This is a genomic window from Ancylobacter sp. G4_0304 (genome assembly GCF_047501495.1).
Classification (GTDB): domain Bacteria; phylum Pseudomonadota; class Alphaproteobacteria; order Rhizobiales; family Xanthobacteraceae; genus Ancylobacter.
Genome location: NZ_JAZDRM010000020.1, coordinates 48,083 through 66,939 on the forward strand (window position 1 = coordinate 48,083; position 18,857 = coordinate 66,939).

An 18,857-nucleotide genomic window follows, 5' to 3' on the forward strand; every position below is an offset into this window, starting at 1 on the left:
GGGCGCCGGAAGGCAAGCGCGACCAAAGAGCCGCCTATACGACCCTCCCCGCGCGGCCGGCGTATTCGGCCGGAATGACGCACCGGCACGCTTGCCGAACCCGCCCCGGCTGCGCTCTATAGGCACACGAAAATTCGGTCGCGGGAGAAGCGCATGTCCGGGGATATCGACGGCAAGATCTTCGTCGGCCTGTCCGAGAAGCCCGAATATCTCACCCTCAAGCTCGCGAACCGCCACGGCCTCGCCACCGGCGCCACCGGCACGGGCAAGACCGTGACGCTGCAGACGCTGGCCGAAGGGTTTTCGCGCGCCGGCGTCCCCGTCTTCGCCGCCGACATCAAGGGCGACCTGTCCGGCGTCTCCATGCCCGGCGAGGGGCAGGAATGGATCCTCAAGCGCTGCGAGGAGATCGGCGTCGACTACATGCCCGACGAGTTCCCCGTGGTGTTCTGGGACCTGTTCGGCGAGCAGGGCCACCCGGTGCGCGCCACGGTCTCGGAAATGGGGCCGCTGCTGCTGGCACGGCTGATGAACCTCAACGACGTGCAGGAAGGCGTGTTGAACGTGGTGTTCCGCATCGCCGACGAGCAGGGCCTGCTGCTGCTGGACCTCAAAGACCTGCGCGCCATGCTCGCCTTCACGGCCGAGAACGCCTCCAAGCTCACCACCACCTATGGCAATGTCTCCTCCGCGACGGTGGGCGCCATCCAGCGTTCGCTGCTGGTTCTGGAAAATCAGGGCGCCGACAAATTCTTCGGCGAGCCGGCGCTGAAGATTTCCGACCTGATGCGGGTGGACCGCCGCTCGGGTTACGGCACCATCAACCTGCTGGCGGCCGACAAGCTGATGGGTTCGCCCCAGCTCTACGCCTCGTTCCTTTTGTGGCTGCTGTCGGAACTGTTCGAGGAGCTTCCCGAGGTCGGCGACCCGGACAAGCCGAAGATCGTGTTCTTCTTCGACGAGGCGCATCTCCTGTTCGACGAGGCGCCCAAAGCCCTGCTGCAGAAGGTCGAGCAGGTCGTGCGCCTCATCCGCTCCAAGGGCGTCGGCGTCTATTTCGTTACCCAGAACCCGCTCGATGTGCCGGAGAGCGTGCTCGCCCAGCTCGGCAACCGGGTGCAGCACGCGCTGCGCGCCTTCACCCCGCGCGACCAGAAGGCGGTCAAGGCCGCCGCCGACACCTTCCGGCCCAATCCGAAGCTGAACACCGCGCAGGTCATCACCGAGCTCGGCAAAGGCGAGGCGCTCATCTCCATGCTGGAAGGCAACGGCACGCCCTCCATGGTCGAGCGCACGCTGATCGCTCCGCCGGCCGGGCGCGTCGGCCCGGTGACGCCGGAACTGCGCAAGCTCGCCATCGAGCGCTCGCCGCTCAAGGGCATCTATGACGAGACGCTGGACCGCGAGTCGGCCTATGAGGTCCTCACCAAGCGCGCCGAGGAGAACGCGGCCGACGAGGCTCCGCCGGCCGGCAAATCCGGCACCGTGAAGCCGGGCCCCGCCAACGCCCCGGTGGAGGCAGATGCCGGCGGCGGCGGGCTGCTCGGCAGCGTGCTCGGCGGCATTTTCGGCACGCCCTCGCGCGGGCGCATGAGCGTAGGCGAACAGGTCACGCGGCAGGTCGCGCGCGAAGTCACCAATCAGGTCACCAAGGCCATTCTACGCAACGTGCTCGGCGGCGCGCGGCGCCGGTGAGCATGCATGTCCGTTCGTCGCCAATCCGGCCGCAGCCGGAGGCGCAGAGCCGGGATCGCTCTCCAGTTTCGCGCGATCTCGGATACCGCCTTTGGCCGTCCGGGATGACGGCGTAAGAATTCCAGGAAAAGGACCCTTCCAATGACCGATCTCGACCGCGTTCTCGCGCAGGTGGACGCCGATCTCGACGCCAGCCTGGAGCGCCTGTTCGCCTTCCTGCGCATCCCGTCGATCTCGACCGACCGCGCCTATGCCGAAGACTGCCGCCGTGCCGGCCAGTGGCTGGTCGACGACCTCGCCTCGCTCGGCCTCAAGAGCACGCTGAACGACACGCCCGGCCACCCCATCGTCACCGGCCGCTCCGAGATGGGTGCGGGCAAGCGCGTGATGTTCTACGGCCATTACGACGTGCAGCCGGTCGACCCGCTGAACCTGTGGGACAACCCGCCCTTCGAGCCGAAGATCGTCGACGGGCCGGACGGCACAAAGCGGATCGTCGCGCGCGGCTCCTCCGACGACAAGGGTCAGGTCATGACCTTCGTCGAGGCCTGCCGCGCCTATCTCAAGGTCGCCGGCACGCTTCCGGTGGACGTCACCATCATGGTCGAGGGCGAGGAGGAGAACGGCTCCGGCAACCTGCCGCCCTTCCTCGCCGCCAACAGGGACGCGCTCCAGGCCGACCTCGCCCTCGTCTGCGACACCGGCATGTGGGACCCGCAGACCCCCTCCATCGTCATCTCGCTGCGCGGGCTGATGCATGACGAGATCGTCGTCACCTGCGCGGATCGCGACCTGCATTCCGGCTATTACGGCGGCGCCGCCGCCAACCCGATTCACGTGCTCGCGAAAATTCTCGGCGAGGTGCACGGTGCCGACGGGCGCATCACCATTCCCGGCTTCTATGACGGCGTGATCGAGCCGCCCGATCACGTGAAGGCGGAGTGGGCGAAGCTCGACCTCACGCCGGAGAACTTCCTCGGCCCGATCGGCCTCGCCCATCCCATCGGCGAGAAGGACCGCTCGCTGGTCGAGATGATCTCCTCGCGCCCGACCTTCGAGGTCAACGGCATGTGGGGCGGCTATCTCGGCGAGGGCTCCAAGACCGTCATCCCCTCCATCGCCACCGCCAAGATTTCCTGCCGCCTCGTCGCCGATCAGGACCCCGTACAGGTGCGCGACGCGGTACGCGCCTATGTGCGCTCCCGTCTCCCGGCCGACTGCAAGGTCGAGTTCCTCGGCGGCGAGGGTTCGCGCGCGGTGGCGGTCTCCCACGACAACCCGGACCTCGCCAAGGCGGCGCAGGCGCTGGCGGACGAATGGGGCAAGGCCCCCGTCACCGTCGGTGAAGGCGGCTCGATCCCGATCGTCGGCCATTTCAAGAAGACGCTCGGGCAGGACACGCTGCTGGTCGGCTTCGCGCAGGACGACGACCGCATTCATTCCCCGAACGAGAAGTACGATCTCGCCTCGTTCCATAAGGGCATCCGCAGCTGGGTGCGCATACTCGCCGCGCTGGCGGCGTGAGGACAACATCATGAGCAACTGGTCGCAGACCTGGACCTTCCTCGACGGCGAATGGCAGGAAGGCAATGTCGCCATCATGGGCGTGCGCACCCATGCCGCCTGGCTCGGCACTTCGGTGTTCGACGGCGCCCGCTATTTCGAAGGCGTGATGCCCGACATCGATCTCCACGCCGCCCGCGTGAACCGCTCGGCCGTCGCCATGGGGCTCAAGGCCGTGGTGCCGGTGGAACAGTGGATCGAGCTGGCATGGCAAGGCGCGAAGAAGTTCGCGCCCGAGACCGCGCTCTATATCCGCCCGATGTACTGGGCGGAGAGCCCGGGCGCGCGCACGGTCGACGCCGACCCGGACTCCACCCGCTGGTGTCTCAGCCTCTACGAGGCGCCGATGCCGGAGCCGGGGCGCGGCACCTCGATCACGCTCTCTCCGTTTCGCCGCCCGACCATCGAATGCGCGGTGACCGACGCCAAGGCCGGCGCGCTCTATCCCAATAATGGCCGCGCGCTGGTCGAGGCCCACAAGCGTGGCTTCGACAATGCCGCCCTGTGCGATTTCCTGGGCAATGTCGCCGAGCTGGCAACCGCCAACGTGTTCATGGTCAAGGATGGCGTCGCCTTCACGCCGGCAATCAACGGCACCTTCCTCGCCGGTGTTACCCGGCTGCGCAGCATCGGGCTGATGCGCGAAGCGGGCATCGAGGTGCGCGAAATGGCGCTGAAGTGGGACGACTTCAAAGGCGCGGACGAGGTGTTCACCACCGGCAATTATTCCAAGGTCGCCCCGATCACCCGCGTCGAGGACCGCGACCTCCAGCCCGGCCCGGTGTTCCGCAAGGCCCGCGAACTGTATTGGGATTTCGCGCACGGCTGAACGGGCGCTGAAACAGTCATGGCCGGGACGAGCCCGGCCATGATCTCGTCAGTTTGGGCACGTTCCTCACATGCGGAAGCGGGTGCCCCAGTCGTCGACCTGCCGCTTGGCTTCGTCCTTGGCGAGGCCGTAGCGCTCCTGAAGGACGCCTTCCAGCTCCTCGCGCTTGCCATGCAGGCGGTCGAGGTCGTCATCGGTCAGCTTGCCCCACTGCTGGCGCACCTGACCCTTGATCTGCTTCCAGTTTCCTTCGATCCGATCCCAGTTCATCGCTGTTCTCCTGATACGGGGAATGGTGTGAGCCGGGCCTCGTCAGGCGACGCTCCGGCTGCTTGAGGCCACAGCGCTCGCCAAACGTTCGGATGTTCCATCCGGACGGGAAGCGCTCTAGCATCACCTTGATAACGCGCAGGTCCGGCTTTTGATCCAGAACACCCTCCTTCCCTCGCCCGAACAGCTCGCCGACGGCGTGCGCGGCGGCAGTCGCGCCATGCTGGCGCGCGCCATCACGCTGGTGGAATCGCGCAAGGAGAGCCACCGCGCGCTCGCCGAGCAGCTGCTGCAGCTGCTGCTGCCGGAAACCGGCCGTGCCGCGCGGGTCGGCATCACCGGGGTTCCCGGCGTCGGCAAGTCGACCAGCATCGATTCACTCGGCGCCTATCTGCTCGGCGAGGGCCACCGGGTGGCGGTGCTGGCGGTCGATCCCTCCTCCACCCGCACCGGCGGCTCGATCCTCGGCGACAAGACCCGTATGGCGCGGCTCTCCATGGACGAGCGCGCCTTCGTGCGCCCCTCCCCGTCCGCCGGCACGCTTGGCGGCGTCGCGGCGCGCACGCGCGAGACCCTGCTGCTGTGCGAGGCCGCCGGCTATGACGTGGTGCTGGTGGAGACGGTCGGCGTCGGCCAGTCCGAGACCGCGGTCGCCGACATGACCGACACCTTTCTGGTGCTGATGCTGCCGGGCGCCGGCGACGAATTGCAGGGCATCAAGAAGGGCATCATCGAGCTCGCCGATATCGTCGCGGTGAACAAGGCCGACGGCGAGAATGCCGTCCGTGCCAAGGCGGCGGCGAGCGAATATCGCGCCGCGCTCCATGTGCTCGGCGGACGCGAAGCACATTGGCAGGTGCCGGTGCTCACCTATTCCGGCCTCACCGGCGAGGGCATTGCCGCGCTGTGGGGGCAGGTGCTGCTGCATGGCGAGCGGGCGCGGGCGGCGGGCGCCTTCGCAGCCAAGCGCCGGGCGCAGCAGGTGAAATGGATGTGGACCCTGTTCGACGACCGCCTCCGCGCGCGCATGGCGAGCGCCCCCGAGCTTCGCGCCCGCGTGCCGGAGATCGAGCAGGCCGTGGCCGACGGCCGGCTGGCGCCCGCGCGCGGCGCGGGAAAAATCGCGGGCCTGCTGGGATTTTGAGACAATGGTGGCGCCTCGCCGCAGTTCAACCGTAGTGTTGTGGCAATGGAAGAGCCGCAGGCATTCATCGCGCGCCTCGGCCCACCTGATTTTTTGACAGCGATCATCCGGCGACAGCGCCGGAGACGGGGAAGCGACGCAATGACGAGCCCGGACCGCCTGAACGGCGCGCGCATCTTCATCGTTGAGGACGAGTCCCTCGTGGCCCTGATGATCGAGGCCATGGTCGAGGAGCTGGGCGCTCGCGTCGTCGGCAGCGCGCGGCGCATCGACGAGGCGCTGGAGTTCGTCGGCTCCAGCCACGAGGACATCGACATCGCCCTGCTCGACATCAATCTCGGCGGCACGCACAGCTACGAGATCGCCCATGCCGTCGCCGGGCGGGGCATCCCGCTGGTGTTCTCCACCGGCTATGACGACGGCTCGATCGTCGAGGAATGGCGCGGCCAGCCGCTCTTGAGCAAGCCGTTCCAGCTCGCGGAGCTTCAGGCCGCGCTCGGCAGCGCCATCGCCTCGCGCGCGCGCGCCGAGACCTGAGCATCGCACCACCTCGCGATGAACGCGATCCGCCCGCGTATCCTCGTCACCGGCTTCGGCCGCTTTCCCGGCGCGCCGGTCAATCCGTCCGCCGCCCTCGCGCGTCTGCTGGTTCGGCCGGGCAAGGGCGCGCGCGAGTTGCTGGTGCTTCCCACCACCTGGGCGCAAGCGCGGGACTTCGGCGCCGAGCTGGAGCGCCGCCAGCCGGACATCGTGCTGATGATCGGCCTCGCCGCGCGCCGGCGCGCGCTGTGCATCGAGACCCGCGCGGTCAACCATGCCGGCGGCTTCCCGGATGTGCTGCGCCGCCGCCCCGCCGGCCGCGCGCTGCGGCGCTTCGGCCCGCGCGAGATCGCCTGCGCGGCGACAGCGGTGCCGCTGGTCCACGCCCTGCGGCAGGCCGGCCTGCCGGCGCGGGCCTCGCGTGATGCCGGGCGCTACATCTGCAACGCGCTCGCCTACGAGGCCTATGGCTGGGCGCGGCGCGAGCCCGGCCGGCTCGCCGTCTTCGTCCACATCCCCTCGCCCCGCCCCAGCCTGCCCCGCGCGCGGATGGCCCTTGGCATGGAAATGGTGCTGAAGGCGCTGGAGGCGCAGTTCGCCGCCCGGCAGCGGGCGGGTCGCGCGTCTATTGCGGCACCTGCACGGTAATCTCGATCGAGGCGTACCAGGCGGCGAGGTTGGCGATGTCGGTATCGCTGAGCTCTTTCGTCACCACCGTCATCATCTCGTTGCTGCGCTTTCCGGAGCGAAACTCCTCCAGCGCCTTGGCGAGATACATCTCGACCTGCCCGGCGAGATTGGGCGCCTCGGGGTGCTGGGACATCCCGTTGGTGCCGTGGCAAACGGCGCATTGGGCGGACGCCATCGCCCGCCCGGCCTTGGCATCCTGCGCGAAGGCGGGCGCGCACAGCATCATCGACACCGCCACGAGCGGCACGGCATAAAAATGCGGCATATAGGTTTCCCGGCGAAGGTCAGAAGGAAATATTCCGCCCCGCGGCCGGTTCAACGGTCGCGGGGCGGTCGGCGCGGTCACTCGCCGTAGGAGATGCGGTAGATCGCGCCGGAGGTGTCGTCGGCGACCAGCAGCGAGCCATCATTGAGCTGCGCCACCGAGGCCGGCCGCCCGAGATACTCGCCGTTCTTCAGCCAGCCTTCCGCGAAAGGCTCGCTCTTGGCCGCCGTGCCGTCCTCGTTCAGCGTGGTGAACATCACCCGCGCCCCGACCGGCGTGGTGCGGTTCCACGAGCCGTGCTGGACCGAGAAGATGCCGCCCTTGTACTTCGCCGGGAACTGGTTGCCGGTGTAGAAGGTCATGCCGAGATCGGCGGCATGCGCCACCATTTCGACTTCCGGCTTCACCGAATCCGCCGGCGGGGTCTTGTCCTTGTATTCGGCCGTGCGCACCGAGCCGCCGCCATAATAGGGGAAGCCGAAGGTCTGGCCGGCCTTCACCGCGCGGTTCAGTTCGCCGGGCGGGATGTCGTCACCCATGCCGTCGACCTGATTGTCGGTGAACCAGAGGGTCTTGTCCTTCGGGTTGAAGTCCATGCCCACCGAGTTGCGCACGCCCCAGGAATAGACGTTGCGATTCTTGCCGTCGCGGTCCATCTGCACGATGCCGCCGATGCCCCACTTCTTGTAGAGGTCGTATTTCTCCGGCGCGAACACGTTGAAGGGCTGGCCGAGCGTGATGTAGAGCTTGTCGTCCGGCCCGATGCGGCAGACGCGGGCGGTGTGGTTGTAGGATTCCTCTTCCTTGGGGATCAGCTCGCCCTGCTTCACCACCTCGAAGGCGGCGACGTCCGGCCCCTCATAGAAGAACTCCGCCGCCGGGAACAGCAGCACGCGGTTCTGCTCGGCGACGAACAGGAAGCCATCCTTCGAGAAGCAGACGCCGTGCGGCAGCTTCATCTGGATGGAGGGCGCGAACGGCTTCACCTCGTCGGCGACGCGATCCTTGTCGCGGTCGGTCACGGCCCAGACCTTGGTCTTGCGCGTGCCGACGAACACGACGCCGGTGGTCGGGCCGACCGCCATCTCGCGCGCATCCGGCACGATGGCATAGAGCGCGATCTTGAAACCGTCGGGCAGCTTGATGCCGGCCAGCGTCTTGTTCAGCGCGGCGGCGCGGGGCCCGCCCTGCGGCACCGTCACCATTTCCAGCGGCGTTTCGGTCGCCTGAAAATTGGAAAGCTTGTTCAGGTTTTCGGTGGATTGGGCGAGGGCCGGGGCCGTCGCGGCCGAACCGGCCAGAAGGGCTCCCGCGAACATCGTGGACGCGAGCATAGACGCGCGCGACTTCATGGCCGCCCGCGGGCAGCGCCGGTTATTCATCATGTGGTCCTCCCAGAACTCGAACCTCGAACGGGCTCGTTGAACGGGCGACACGCTAGCATGACGGGAATTTACGTTAAGTCAGAAACAGTGACCTAACTGACGAATACATGTTCTGTATTTGAAAAATAGTACGATTTATCAAATCAGTACAATGATGCCTCAAAGAACACACTATAACTTATAATCTCCTACATTATTTTTCATACCACGAACAGCGCGCGGCGCGATGGATAGGCGGCGCCGCGCCTTGCCGCGCCGCGCGATCATCCCCTGTTAGCGAAATCCTGCTAAGCGGGGGGCGTCATCCCAAGCGGACGGGAATCATCTGGCGTGACGATCTACCTGCCGATCGCCGAACTTCCGGTGAACATCTTCACCCTGCTGGCGCTCGGCATCGCGGTCGGGTTCATCTCCGGCATGTTCGGGGTCGGCGGCGGGTTCCTCATGACGCCGCTGCTGATCTTCCTCGGCGTCTCCCCGGCCGTGGCGGTGGCGAGCGTCTCGACCCACATGGCGGCCTCGTCCTTCTCCGGCACGCTGAACTATCTCAGGCGCAAGCTGGTGGACGTCCAGCTCGGCATGGTCCTGCTCTCGGGCGGCCTCACCGGCACATTGGCCGGCGTGTTGGTGTTCATGGTGCTGCGCCGCTACGGCCAGCTCGATCTGGTGATCGCGGTTTCCTACATCACGCTGCTCGGCGCCATCGGCTCGCTGATGGTGATCGAGAGCCTGCGCGCGCTCATCCGCAACTGGCGCGGCGAGGCGGCGACGGTGAAGCGCCCCGGCGCGCATCCGTGGTTCCTGCGCATGCCGTTCAAGATGCGGTTCCGCCAGTCGCGCATCTATGTCTCGATCATCCCGGTGGTGACGATCGGCTTCGCCATCGGCTTCCTCGGCGCGCTGATGGGTATTGGCGGCGGCTTCATCCTGGTGCCGGCGCTGATCTATCTGCTGCGCGTGCCGACGCTGACCTCGGTCGCCACCTCGCTGCTGCTCACCCTTGTCACCATGGTCTTCGCCATCGTGATGCACGCCGTGCTCAACCAGACCGTCGACGCCGTGCTCGGGCTGATCCTGATGATCGGCGGCACGATCGGGGCGCAGTTCGGCGCGCGGGCCGGGCAGTCGATGAAGGCGGAGAATCTGCGCCTGCTGCTCGGTCTTCTGGTGCTCGCCGTCGGCATCCGCGTCGCGGTCGACCAGATCGCCCGCCCGGCGGATCTCTATGCCGTCACCGTCAACGAGAGCGCGCGATGATCGCTCCCCTCGCCCGCCTCCTCGTTTTCGGTCTGCTGCTCGGTGCCGGCCCGGCGGGCGCGTCGGAGCTGGTGCTCTCGCTCTCCAAGCCGCGCGTCACCATCACCTCCAGCTTCGCCGGCGACAGTATCGTGCTGTTCGGGGTGATCGAGCCGGGCGCCGATGCGCCGGCCGATCTGGCCTATGACGTGGTGGTCACGGTGCGCGGCCCCAATGAGAGCTTCGTCACGTGGCGCAAGGAGCGGCGCTTCGGCCTGTGGACCAATGGCGACAGCCGCACCTTCGTCGCCGCCCCCTCCTATCTCGCCGTGCTCAGCAATCGCCCGCCCTCGGAGATGGCGGCGCCCGACCTGTTGCGGCAGGAGCAGGCCGGCTTTGCGCAGAACCGGCTGCTGCAGCGCCTTGGCACCGACTATGCCGACGTCGTGCCCGGCGATCCGTTCCGGCAGGCTTTCCTGCGGGTGAAGCAGACGCAGGGCCTCTACCTCGAACGCACCGATGCCGTAAGCTTCCTCGCCCCGCGCGTGTTCCGCGCCGCCATCCCGCTGCCCGGCACCGCCCCGATCGGGCGCTACGAGGTGGTGGTGAAGGTGTTCGCGGGCGGCGAGATGCTCAAGCGCGGCGCCACGACGCTCGATGTCGGGAAGATCGACTTCGAGCAGGCGGTCGCGACCGCCGCGCAGGATCACGCCTGGCTTTACGGCCTCGTCACCGCGCTCGGCGCGCTGATGGTCGGCTTCATCGGCAACATCGTGTTCCGCCGCGACTGAGCTAGCACAGCGCCGGCTCGGGCGCATAGGCGATGCCCGAGGCCTCCAGCGCGGCGGCGGCCCGCAGCGCGATGTCCTCCCGCCACGGCGCCGCGATAAGCTGCACCGCGATCGGCAGCGGGTCGTCGCCCGGGATCGGGGCGGCGGCGACCGGCAGGCCGATGAAGGAGATCGGCTGGGTGTAGATGCCGATATTCGGCCGCACCAGCATTTCCTTGCCATCGAGCACGAAGGTCTTCTGCCCGCTCAACGGTGCCGGCACCGGGGTCGCCGGGGCAATCAGCACGTCATACTGTGCGAACAGCTCCAGCGCGCGGGCGTGGAACCAGCGGCGGAATTTCTGCGCCTTGGCGATCCAGTGCGCGGGCAGCGCCGCGCCCGCCAGCAGCCGCTCGCGCACCGCCGGGTCGAAATCCGGCCCGCGCTCGCGAAGCCGGTCGATGTGCAGCGAAGACCCTTCGGCCATGGAGATGATGAAGGCGCTGGCCCGCGCCCGCTCGACCTCGGGCAGCTCCACCGTGTCGACGGCGCCGAGCACCTCGGCCGCGCGGGCCACCGCCGCGAAAGCCTGCGGCAGACCCTGGCGGGCGAACCAGCCGCCCAGCACGGCGACACGCAGGCCGTCCGCTCCGCGCGCCAGCTCCGGCAGGGTCGGCCTCGCCGGAATGTCGGGCATGGCCTCGTCATCAGGATCATGGCCCAGCATCGCATCATAGGCGCTCGCCAGATCGGCGACGTTGCGGGCGAAGGGACCCAGATGATCGAAGCTCGCGACGAAAGGAAAGGTGCGGGCACGCGAGAGCCGGCCATAGGTCGGCTTCAGCCCGAAAATGCCGCTGAAGGAAGACGGCACGCGGATCGAGCCATTGGTGTCCGAGCCGAGCGAGAGCGGCACCAGCTTGCCGCCCACCGCCGCGCCCGAACCGCCCGACGAGCCGCCGGACATATGGGCGAGGTCGTGCGGGTTGCGGGAATCGCCGTCATGGGCGTTCTCCCCGGTGAAATCATAGGCGTACTCGCCCATGTTCAGCGCGCCGACGCAGATCGCCCCGGCCGCCTCCAGCCGCTCCACCAGCGCGGCGTCGCGGCCGGCAGGGGCATGGTCGCGGTTGATCTTCGAGCCGGCGACGGTGACGACGCCCGCAAGGTCGAACAGGTTCTTCACCGCGAAGGGCACGCCGGCCAGCGGGCCCAGCGCCTCGCCCTTCGCGCGGGCGGCGTCCAGCGCGTCGGCGCGGGCGCGGGCGCGCTCGGAGGCGACATGGGTGAAGGCGGTGAGCAGCGGATCGGCCTGCGCGATCCGCGCCAGAGTCGCCTCGACGATGGCGCGGGCCGACACCTCGCCCCCGCGTACCGCTGCCGCGATGGTGAGCGCGGGTCCGGCGGAGAGGTCGCTGGCGTCGAGGCTGACGGCTGTATCAACGCTCATGGCACATAGACCGGAGCGGGCTCCGCCTCGTCGGACATGGGAAAGCTCATCACCAGATCGCCCATTTGCGCGGCAATGGTGAAGTGCATGAGCACCCTTTCGCGCAGCTCCGGCTCGACCGGCAGTGCCAGGAGGTCGAGCGCCGCGTCGAGATAGGTCGCGAGCCGCGGGTCCGGCCCTTCCGTCGGTTTGACTTCGCTCACGTCGCGTCCCCTGAACCCCGGCGGGACGGCCTGTCCCCCACGCCATTGCATACAGGAAGCATGCCATAATCGCAGAGCTGGCGAAGTGGGCTGGGGATGTTTTCCACTCCCCGCAACAGCGCGCCGCAGCGGCCTTGCAAAGCGTGAACTCCCCGAGTAGGTTCCGCGCCGTTCTGGCATGCAGCTGTAGCTCAGTTGGTTAGAGCGCCGGTCTGTGGAACCGGAGGTCGGTGGTTCGAGCCCACCCAGCTGTACCAGAGAATGATGCCGGGCCTGGGCAAGCGCCCCCGGCGATCCCGAACTCCCCGTCTTGATAATTCCTGCCGCACCGGCATGGCGTCTTGAATCGTTCCAAAGCATGATGCCGGTCTCCCGGCACCGTAGCGACGCCGGTTCGGGAGGCGTGGGGGCGTCGTTCCCATGCGTGCCGGCGTTCGTGCGGACCTGTGCCCATGTCTTCCCGCTTCGCCGTCCCCCGCACGGCGCTCCACCTCGCCGGCCTTGCCTTCGCCGCCGGACTTCTGGTCCTCCCTCTGTCGCTGCTGGCGCAGTCCGCGCCGCCGCCGGAAAAGGTCGTGGTCTGGGATGTCCCGGCCATCGACGAGCTGCCGGACGACGCTTTCGGCCGGCTCGCGCGCTATGGCCGCTCGGTGATCGAGGCGACCTATGCCCATGTCGGCCCGGCGGTGGCCGATCCACAGGCACGCTATGCCGGCAACAATCTCGCCTGCGCCAATTGCCACCTTCAGGCGGGGCTCAAGAAATTCGGCCTGCCGCTGGTCGCCGCCTCGGCGGACTACCCGGCCTATAGCACGCGCAGCGGCGAGGTCGCCTCGCTGTTCGACCGCGTGAACCAGTGCATGCGGCGCAGCATGAACGGGCGCCCCATGCCGGCAGATGCCCGGCCGATGCAGGCGATTCTTGCCTATCTGGACGTGCTCTCCAGCAACATTCCCCATGACGCGACGATTGCCGGGGGCGGCGCGGGCCACATGCCGGAACTCGCCCGCGCGGCGGATCCGGCACGTGGCGCGCCGCTCTATCAGCAGCATTGCGCGGATTGCCATCGCCGCGACGGGCTTGGCGTGCGCCGCAACGAGGCGCTGCCGGACCGCGGCTATGCGATCCCCCCGCTCTGGGGCCCCGACAGCTTCAATGACGGCGCCGGCCTGTCGCGACTGATCACGCTGGCGAACTTCGTCCATGACAACATGCCGAACGGCACCTCCTGGGTCGAGCCGCGCCTCTCACCCGAGGAGGCGTGGGACGTCGCCGCCTATGTGCTCTCCCAGCCGCGCCCGGCCATGACGGGGCTCGATGCGGATTTCCCCGACCTGCTGCTGAAGCCGGTCGACGCGCCCTACGGCCCCTATGCCGATCGCTTCCCGCCGGCGCAGCACCGCTTCGGTCCCTTCGCCCCGATCCGCGCCGAGATCGCCCGGCTGAAGGCCGAGCGCGGCAGCGTCCCGAACCCGAACGCGCGCTAACAGCATCTGGCCACTGTCACCGCCGCCCGCTAGATTTCGCGGACGATTCCTCCACCGGAGCCTGCCGTGTTTCGCGAGCCTGAACCGCTTCCGGCCATCGCGAAACGCCCGTCCTATGTCTGGATCGTGGTCGGCACCGTGTGCATTGGCGCCTTCATGGGCCAGCTCGACGCCAGCATCACGCAGCTTGTGCTGCCGGCGCTGGAGGACAGCTTCGGCAGCTCGGTCGACGTGGTGAGCTGGGTCGCGGTGATCTATCTGGTCACCGCCGCCGCCACTCTTCCGGTCTTCGGCCGCCTCGCCGATCTTTATGGCCGCAAGCTGCTCTATACGTTCGGCTTTCTGGTGTTCGTACTTGGCTCCGGCCTGTGCGGCTTCGCCACCTCACTGGAAGCGCTGATCGCGGCGCGGGCGCTGCAGTCGATCGGCTCGGCCATGCTCACCGCCAACAGCGTCGCCATCGTAGTCTCGATCGCCACCCATTCCAATCGCGGCAAGGCGCTCGGCATCCAGGCGGCGATGCAGGCGGTCGGCCTCTGCGCCGGGCCGACGCTGGGCGGGCTGATCCTTAGCGCGCTGGACTGGCGCTGGGTGTTCTAGGTCAACGTGCCCGTGGGGCTGGCCGGCGCGGCGATCAGCTGGTGCGTGCTGCCGGTGACGCAGCTGCCGGAGCGGCGCGGCCGGTTCGACGGCTTCGGCGCGGTGCTGCTGGTACCCGGCCTCGGCGCTCTGATGCTGGCGGTCAATCAGGCCGGGACCTGGGGGATCGGCTCACCGGCCATCCTTGCGAGCGGCGGCGCCGCGCTTCTCCTGCTCGGCCTGTTCGTCTGGCACGAGGCGCGCACCGCCGACCCGCTGGTGTCGCTCGCCTTGTTCAAGCGTCCCGCCTTCGGCCTCGGCAATGTCGCGAGCCTTCTCGCCAACGCCATCCTGTTCGCCTTGTTCTTCCTCATGCCCTTCGCCTATCAGCGCGTGTTCCATCAGGATGTGCTGGCCGCCGGGCTTTACCTCACGGCCATCCCCATCGCGCTCGCCGTGCTCGCCCCGCTCAGCGGCGCGCTGTCGGACCGCATGGGCTATCGCGCGCTGTGCACGGCCGGCATGCTGGTGGCCGCGGCCGGCCTCGTGCTGCTGCACACGCTGCTCGCGAGCACGGACGCCAGCGTCGTCATGATCACGCTGGCGCTTGCGCTGATCGGCGTCGGGCAGGGCCTGTTCTTCGCGCCGAACAACAACGCCATCATGGGCAGCGCGGCGGCGGCGGAGACCGGCGAAGCCGGCGGCGTGATGAACGTCACGCGCAATATCGGCACCAGCCTCGGCATCGCGGTCGCGGCGGCGCTGCTGTCGTGGCAGCTGCGTGCCGGCGGCGCGGCGGTCGCCTCGACCCATCTCGCCCCACCGGCCGAGCTGCTGTCGGCGATCCGCCTCGTGGTCGCAGTGCTGGCAGCGTGCGCCTTGGTGGCGGCGCTGGCGTCGCTGGTCCGCCCCTCCCCGGCTGAGCCGAACACGCGCAAATGAGCCTGCCGTTACGTCGAGTGTGGTAACAAGGCGTGGCGTGCCGGCGGGCTGATTTGCCCAATCCCCGCCGCGCCGGCCAAACGAACCGAATGCAAGGACCTGTCATGCGCGCCGTGCTGCTTTCCCTCCCCCTCGCTTTGCTCGCCGTCCCCGCCTTCGCGCAGGGCATGCCGAACTCGCTGAACATGACCTGCTCGGCCGCCCGGGCCATGGTCCAGCAGCAGGGCTCGGCGGTCATCGCCACCGGCCCGTACGAGTATCAGCGCTATGTCGTCGATCAGCGCTATTGCGACTATGGCGAGACCACCTATCCGGCCTGGGTGCAAACGCAGGACCAGTCGCAGTGTTACATCGGCATGCAGTGCAAGCAGCCCATGCACAGCGACCGCTGAGCATCGCACGCCATGAAAAAGACCGGCCCGGACGTTCCGGGCCGGCCTGAGGCGCCTCGCGGCGCGGCGGAGAAGCGGGACGCTCGCCGGCGACGCGTTCAGTGCGCCAGCAGCAGCGGCACGGTCATGCGGTCGAGCATGTCGCGCGTCACGCCGCCCAGCACGAATTCCCGCAGCCGCGAATGGCCGTAGCCGCCCATCACCACGAGGTCGATGTCGCGCGCCGCCACTTCCTTCAGCAGCACGTCGACAATGCCCTCGTCGCCGGTCGGCACCAGCCGGCGCAGTTCCACGTTCTTGTCGTGGCGCGACAGATGGCGGGCGAGGTCGGCGCCCGGCAGCGCGTTCGGCTTGGAGCGGCCGGTCTCGACCACCACGGCTTCGATAAAATCGGCATGTTCGAGGAACGGGCGCGACTCGGCCACCGCGCGCGCGGAGGCGCGACCGCCGTCCCATGCCACCATGATGCGCTTCGCCGAGAACGGCTTGGACTGGCTGCGGGGCACCAGAAGCAGCGGCCGGCCGGAATCGAACAGCACCGCCTCGGCGATCACTTCCTCGGAGCCGAGATTTTCCGGGTCGGCCTGGCTGACGATGGCGAGGTCGTAGAGCCGCGCCATGATGGCGATCTGCTCCGCCGCGCCGCCCGGCGTGCCGTCGATGGTGCGCACCTCGCCGGTGATCTCCAGCGAGCGCGTGGCCTCGCCGAATCGCGCGACCGCCTGATCCGCCAGTCGCTTGCCCTCGGCGCGCTGCGCCTCGATGAAATCGGTCGAGAACGCCTCGGTATAGACCGGAGGAACGTCGATCTCATAGCTCACCGCGACGCCGGTGAGATGGGCCCCCAGCCGCGCCGCAGCGGACACCGCATAGTCCACCGTATTGTCCGGCCCCTCGCCGCTGCGCAGGCTGACGAGAATGTCCTTGATCATATGCACTCCTCCCGCTCTTGCTTTCCTGAGCTTATGCACCCGTTCACATGTCGCGGCATTGACGCGCGTCAATGGAGTTACCTTGCGTCACCCACAAATCTCGCATGACACTCTACCATGACACCATGCCGGCCGGTCGCACTGAAACGGTACGCCCTCTATAAGAGCACAGCTTTGCCGGAACCCAAGTCGCTGGAAGCCTACCCCATGAATGCCACACGATCCGGGACCGCCCCGCGCGCCCTGGCCGCCGTCGGCCGAACGCTCGCCGTCAGCCTCGCGCTGCTCGGCCTGTGGGAAGCGGTGGTGCGCTTTCTGGCGATCCCGGCCTATATCCTGCCGGGTCCGCTGCGCATCGGCGCGGCGATGTGGGACAATGCCGGGGTGCTGGTTCACAATGCCGGGATCACGCTCGGCGAGATGCTGCTCGGCCTGATCAGCGGCAGCGCGCTCGGCATGGGCTGCGCGCTGCTGATGGCCGGCTCCATGACGGCGCGGCGGGCGCTGCGCCCGGTGCTTCTGGTGGCGCAGGCGCTTCCGGTGTTCGCCATCGCCCCGCTTCTGGTGATCTGGTTCGGCTTCGGCCTCGCTTCCAAGATCGTGATGGCGAGCCTCATCATCTTCTTTCCAGTCGCTTCCGCCTTCCATGACGGCCTTGCCCGCACCGATCAGGGCCTGATCGACATCGCGCGGCTGCACGGCGCCGGCCCGCTCGCCACGCTGCGCCATATCCGCCTGCCGGCGGCGCTGCCGGCTTTGGCGTCCGGCCTGCGCGTCGCCACCGCCGCCGCGCCGATCGGGGCGATCGTCGGCGAATGGGTCGGGGCGTCGGCCGGGCTCGGCTATCTCATGATCTATTCCAATGCGCGGATGCAGACCGACATGGTGTTCGCCGCGCTCGCCATCCTGCTGGCGGTGGCGCTCGGCCTGTTCGCGATCGTCGACCGCGCCCTCACCCGCGCGCTGCCCTGGGCGCCGGAGACACTGACGCGGTGAACCCGCCGCTTCCCGCTTGGAACGAAACAGGAACTTTGCCATGATGAACCATGCCGATTCACCTCTCCAATGAAGATGCCCGCCGCATCTTCCTCGCCCGGCAGGGCCTGTCCGCGCCGCCCGGCCGCGCGCTTTCCAAGACGGCGCTGCTGGAGCTAATCCATGAGATCGGCTTCGTGCAGGTCGACAGCATCGCGACGGTGGAGCGGGCGCATCACCACATCCTGTTCGCGCGGGCGCAGGGCTACCGGCACGAGCAGCTGACGCGGCTGCTCGAAAAGGACCGCGCCCTGTTCGAGCATTGGACCCACGACGCCGCGATCATCCCCAGCGCCTTCTTCCGCTACTGGAAGCACCGCTTCGCCCGTGCCCGTAGCAGTCTGGCGGAACGCTGGCGCAGCTGGCACGAGAACGGCTTCGAAGCTTACGTCGACCACGTCCATGAACGCATCACCCGCGAAGGCCCGCTGATGGCGCGGCACTTCGAGGCGGAGAAGCGCCCGCCCGGCGGCTGGTGGAACTGGCACCCGGAGAAGACCGCGCTGGAATATCTCTGGCGCACCGGCGCGCTCTCCATTGCCGGGCGCGAGGGCTTCCAGAAGGTCTATGACCTGACCGAGCGCGTCATCCCCGCCGCCGACCGCGAAGGCGAGGTGCCGGAAGACGTCTTCATCGACTGGGCCTGCACCAGCGCGCTGGAGCGGCTCGGCTTCGCCACCCATGGCGAGATCGCCGCGTTCTGGGATCTGGTTTCGCCCGAGGAAGCGAGAGCCTGGGTCGCCGCCAATGCGGAGCGGCTGGAGCCGGTGATCATCGGCTGCGAGGACGGACGCACCCGCGCCAGCCATGCGCTCGCCGGCAGCCGCGCCGTGTTCGACGCCCTGCCCGCCGCCCCTTCGCGGCTCCGCGTGCTCTCGCCCTTCGACCCGCTGCTGCGCGACCGGGCGCGGGCGCAGCGCCTGTTCGGCTTCGACTACCGCATCGAGGTGTTCGTCCCGGCGGAGAAGCGCGTCTATGGCTATTACGTGTTCCCGATCCTCGAAGGCGACCGGATGGTCGGCCGCATCGACATGAAGGCCGAGCGCAAGGCCGGCGTGCTGGAGGTGAGGCGCCTGTGGCTGGAGCCGGGCGTGCGCGGCTCCGCCGGCCGCCTCGCGGCGCTCGACGCCGAGCTCACACGCCTTGCCCGTTTCACCGGCGTGGAAGGCGTGCGCTATCTGGAGGGCTGGCGCGGCGCGTGAATGCGCGCCCCCGCCCATTTGCCGTGGCATACCGAGCCTGCTAACCTTTGCCTGTCCGAGGGGTGTCCCGCGATTCAGCGATGGATCAAGGGGCTGAGATGGCATCCGCCAGACCCTTTGAACCTGATCCGGGTCATGCCGGCGAAGGGACGGAGCCAAGGCAGGGCCGCTCACGCGTTCATTGGAACCGGGCCGCCGCCGGAAGATCCCCCAAGCTCATGTGCCGGGTCTCCATTCTGGGAGGAGAT

At 68.2% G+C, this 18,857-nt stretch carries 20 protein-coding genes, 1 tRNA gene and 1 riboswitch; of the genes, 15 read left to right on the forward strand and 6 right to left on the reverse strand.

What is annotated here, in order from left to right; translation table 11 throughout:
* Positions 1-153 precede the first annotated feature (153 nt).
* The 3 genes from VRZ77_RS12945 (at position 154) to VRZ77_RS12955 (ending at position 4,087) form a co-directional block, all read left to right on the forward strand.
* Positions 154-1,695 (forward strand): helicase HerA-like domain-containing protein, encoded by a 1,542-nt coding sequence (locus VRZ77_RS12945; RefSeq protein ID WP_414593069.1) that lies wholly within the window; start codon positions 154-156, stop codon positions 1,693-1,695.
* A gap of 141 nt (positions 1,696-1,836) precedes the next feature.
* Positions 1,837-3,219, forward strand: a complete 1,383-nt coding sequence (locus VRZ77_RS12950) for a dipeptidase (protein ID WP_414593070.1) — start codon at positions 1,837-1,839, stop codon at positions 3,217-3,219.
* Between the two features lie 10 nt (positions 3,220-3,229).
* Positions 3,230-4,087 carry a branched-chain amino acid aminotransferase gene (locus VRZ77_RS12955; RefSeq protein WP_414593071.1) on the forward strand — a complete coding sequence of 286 codons (858 nt, stop codon included), beginning with the start codon at positions 3,230-3,232 and terminating at the stop codon, positions 4,085-4,087.
* A 66-nt stretch (positions 4,088-4,153) separates the two neighbouring features.
* Here the strand turns inward: VRZ77_RS12955 and VRZ77_RS12960 are convergent, their stop codons facing one another.
* Positions 4,154-4,357: a CsbD family protein gene (locus VRZ77_RS12960; RefSeq protein WP_414593072.1), complete on the reverse strand. Its 204-nt coding sequence runs from the start codon at positions 4,355-4,357 to the stop codon at positions 4,154-4,156.
* Positions 4,358-4,508: 151 nt separating this feature from the next.
* Between VRZ77_RS12960 and meaB the strand changes: the two genes are divergently transcribed.
* The 3 genes from meaB (at position 4,509) to VRZ77_RS12975 (ending at position 6,689) form a co-directional block, all read left to right on the forward strand.
* Positions 4,509-5,501 carry a methylmalonyl Co-A mutase-associated GTPase MeaB gene (gene meaB / locus VRZ77_RS12965; protein WP_414593073.1) on the forward strand — a complete coding sequence of 331 codons (993 nt, stop codon included), beginning with the start codon at positions 4,509-4,511 and terminating at the stop codon, positions 5,499-5,501.
* A gap of 141 nt (positions 5,502-5,642) precedes the next feature.
* Positions 5,643-6,038, forward strand: a complete 396-nt coding sequence (locus VRZ77_RS12970; protein WP_414593074.1) for a response regulator — start codon at positions 5,643-5,645, stop codon at positions 6,036-6,038.
* Positions 6,039-6,056: 18 nt separating this feature from the next.
* Positions 6,057-6,689, forward strand: coding sequence for a peptidase C15 (locus tag VRZ77_RS12975; RefSeq protein WP_414593075.1), 633 nt, complete (start codon positions 6,057-6,059; stop codon positions 6,687-6,689).
* Here the strand turns inward: VRZ77_RS12975 and VRZ77_RS12980 are convergent.
* Together VRZ77_RS12980 and VRZ77_RS12985 are read right to left on the reverse strand one after the other, a co-directional pair.
* Positions 6,667-6,996, reverse strand: a complete 330-nt coding sequence (locus VRZ77_RS12980; RefSeq protein ID WP_414593076.1) for a c-type cytochrome — start codon at positions 6,994-6,996, stop codon at positions 6,667-6,669. The genes VRZ77_RS12975 and VRZ77_RS12980 overlap by 23 nt on opposite strands.
* A gap of 77 nt (positions 6,997-7,073) precedes the next feature.
* Positions 7,074-8,330, reverse strand: coding sequence for a PQQ-dependent sugar dehydrogenase (locus VRZ77_RS12985; protein WP_414593077.1), 1,257 nt, complete (start codon positions 8,328-8,330; stop codon positions 7,074-7,076).
* Between the two features lie 381 nt (positions 8,331-8,711).
* On the opposite strand from VRZ77_RS12985, the gene VRZ77_RS12990 reads away from it, so the two are divergent.
* Entirely contained in the window at positions 8,712-9,638 is a 927-nt protein-coding gene (locus VRZ77_RS12990; protein WP_414593078.1) for a sulfite exporter TauE/SafE family protein, read from the forward strand.
* Positions 9,635-10,408, forward strand: coding sequence for a TIGR02186 family protein (locus VRZ77_RS12995; protein WP_414593079.1), 774 nt, complete (start codon positions 9,635-9,637; stop codon positions 10,406-10,408). The genes VRZ77_RS12990 and VRZ77_RS12995 overlap by 4 nt, the downstream gene beginning before the upstream one ends.
* A 1-nt stretch (position 10,409) precedes the next feature.
* Here VRZ77_RS12995 and VRZ77_RS13000 read toward each other — a convergent pair whose 3' ends face one another.
* Positions 10,410-11,837, reverse strand: coding sequence for an AtzE family amidohydrolase (locus VRZ77_RS13000; protein WP_414593080.1), 1,428 nt, complete (start codon positions 11,835-11,837; stop codon positions 10,410-10,412).
* The gene (locus tag VRZ77_RS13005) at positions 11,834-12,040 is read right to left on the reverse strand and encodes a DUF4089 domain-containing protein (RefSeq protein WP_414593081.1); all 207 of its coding nucleotides are present in this window, start codon (positions 12,038-12,040) and stop codon (positions 11,834-11,836) included. The genes VRZ77_RS13000 and VRZ77_RS13005 overlap by 4 nt, the downstream gene beginning before the upstream one ends.
* 180 nt (positions 12,041-12,220) lie before the next feature.
* Here VRZ77_RS13005 and VRZ77_RS13010 point away from each other — a divergent pair.
* From VRZ77_RS13010 to VRZ77_RS13030, 5 genes are all read left to right on the forward strand, one after another.
* Positions 12,221-12,297 (forward strand) — tRNA-His (locus VRZ77_RS13010).
* A 195-nt stretch (positions 12,298-12,492) separates the two neighbouring features.
* Positions 12,493-13,527: a c-type cytochrome gene (locus VRZ77_RS13015; protein WP_414593082.1), complete on the forward strand. Its 1,035-nt coding sequence runs from the start codon at positions 12,493-12,495 to the stop codon at positions 13,525-13,527.
* Between the two features lie 66 nt (positions 13,528-13,593).
* Positions 13,594-14,127 carry an MFS transporter gene (locus tag VRZ77_RS13020; RefSeq protein ID WP_414593083.1) on the forward strand — a complete coding sequence of 178 codons (534 nt, stop codon included), beginning with the start codon at positions 13,594-13,596 and terminating at the stop codon, positions 14,125-14,127.
* A 6-nt stretch (positions 14,128-14,133) separates the two neighbouring features.
* On the forward strand, positions 14,134-15,048 hold the full coding sequence (locus VRZ77_RS13025) for an MFS transporter (protein WP_414593084.1): 915 nt from the start codon (positions 14,134-14,136) through the stop codon (positions 15,046-15,048).
* Positions 15,049-15,152: 104 nt separating this feature from the next.
* Positions 15,153-15,440, forward strand: coding sequence for a hypothetical protein (locus tag VRZ77_RS13030; protein WP_414593085.1), 288 nt, complete (start codon positions 15,153-15,155; stop codon positions 15,438-15,440).
* Between the two features lie 98 nt (positions 15,441-15,538).
* Here VRZ77_RS13030 and VRZ77_RS13035 read toward each other — a convergent pair whose 3' ends face one another.
* Positions 15,539-16,372 (reverse strand): universal stress protein, encoded by an 834-nt coding sequence (locus tag VRZ77_RS13035; protein ID WP_414593086.1) that lies wholly within the window; start codon positions 16,370-16,372, stop codon positions 15,539-15,541.
* A 207-nt stretch (positions 16,373-16,579) separates the two neighbouring features.
* On the opposite strand from VRZ77_RS13035, the gene VRZ77_RS13040 reads away from it, so the two are divergent.
* Both VRZ77_RS13040 and VRZ77_RS13045 read left to right on the forward strand, forming a co-directional pair.
* Positions 16,580-17,368 (forward strand): ABC transporter permease, encoded by a 789-nt coding sequence (locus tag VRZ77_RS13040; RefSeq protein ID WP_414593087.1) that lies wholly within the window; start codon positions 16,580-16,582, stop codon positions 17,366-17,368.
* A gap of 50 nt (positions 17,369-17,418) precedes the next feature.
* Entirely contained in the window at positions 17,419-18,609 is a 1,191-nt protein-coding gene (locus VRZ77_RS13045) for a winged helix-turn-helix domain-containing protein (protein WP_414593088.1), read from the forward strand.
* A gap of 48 nt (positions 18,610-18,657) precedes the next feature.
* A riboswitch (TPP riboswitch) is annotated at positions 18,658-18,776 on the forward strand.
* Positions 18,777-18,857 lie beyond the last annotated feature (81 nt).

Coding starts and splice junctions, on each gene's coding strand:
- VRZ77_RS12945 (WP_414593069.1), top strand. CDS start 154: ATGTCCGGGGATATCGACGGCAAGATCTTCGTCGGCCTGTCCGAGAAG.
- VRZ77_RS12985 (WP_414593077.1), bottom strand. CDS start 8,330: ATGCTCGCGTCCACGATGTTCGCGGGAGCCCTTCTGGCCGGTTCGGCC.
- VRZ77_RS12995 (WP_414593079.1), top strand. CDS start 9,635: ATGATCGCTCCCCTCGCCCGCCTCCTCGTTTTCGGTCTGCTGCTCGGT.
- VRZ77_RS12950 (WP_414593070.1), top strand. CDS start 1,837: ATGACCGATCTCGACCGCGTTCTCGCGCAGGTGGACGCCGATCTCGAC.
- VRZ77_RS13040 (WP_414593087.1), top strand. CDS start 16,580: ATGAATGCCACACGATCCGGGACCGCCCCGCGCGCCCTGGCCGCCGTC.
- VRZ77_RS12970 (WP_414593074.1), top strand. CDS start 5,643: ATGACGAGCCCGGACCGCCTGAACGGCGCGCGCATCTTCATCGTTGAG.
- VRZ77_RS13045 (WP_414593088.1), top strand. CDS start 17,419: ATGCCGATTCACCTCTCCAATGAAGATGCCCGCCGCATCTTCCTCGCC.
- VRZ77_RS12980 (WP_414593076.1), bottom strand. CDS start 6,996: ATGCCGCATTTTTATGCCGTGCCGCTCGTGGCGGTGTCGATGATGCTG.
- VRZ77_RS13035 (WP_414593086.1), bottom strand. CDS start 16,372: ATGATCAAGGACATTCTCGTCAGCCTGCGCAGCGGCGAGGGGCCGGAC.
- VRZ77_RS12960 (WP_414593072.1), bottom strand. CDS start 4,357: ATGAACTGGGATCGGATCGAAGGAAACTGGAAGCAGATCAAGGGTCAG.
- VRZ77_RS12975 (WP_414593075.1), top strand. CDS start 6,057: ATGAACGCGATCCGCCCGCGTATCCTCGTCACCGGCTTCGGCCGCTTT.
- VRZ77_RS13000 (WP_414593080.1), bottom strand. CDS start 11,837: ATGAGCGTTGATACAGCCGTCAGCCTCGACGCCAGCGACCTCTCCGCC.
- VRZ77_RS12955 (WP_414593071.1), top strand. CDS start 3,230: ATGAGCAACTGGTCGCAGACCTGGACCTTCCTCGACGGCGAATGGCAG.
- VRZ77_RS13030 (WP_414593085.1), top strand. CDS start 15,153: ATGCGCGCCGTGCTGCTTTCCCTCCCCCTCGCTTTGCTCGCCGTCCCC.
- VRZ77_RS13015 (WP_414593082.1), top strand. CDS start 12,493: ATGTCTTCCCGCTTCGCCGTCCCCCGCACGGCGCTCCACCTCGCCGGC.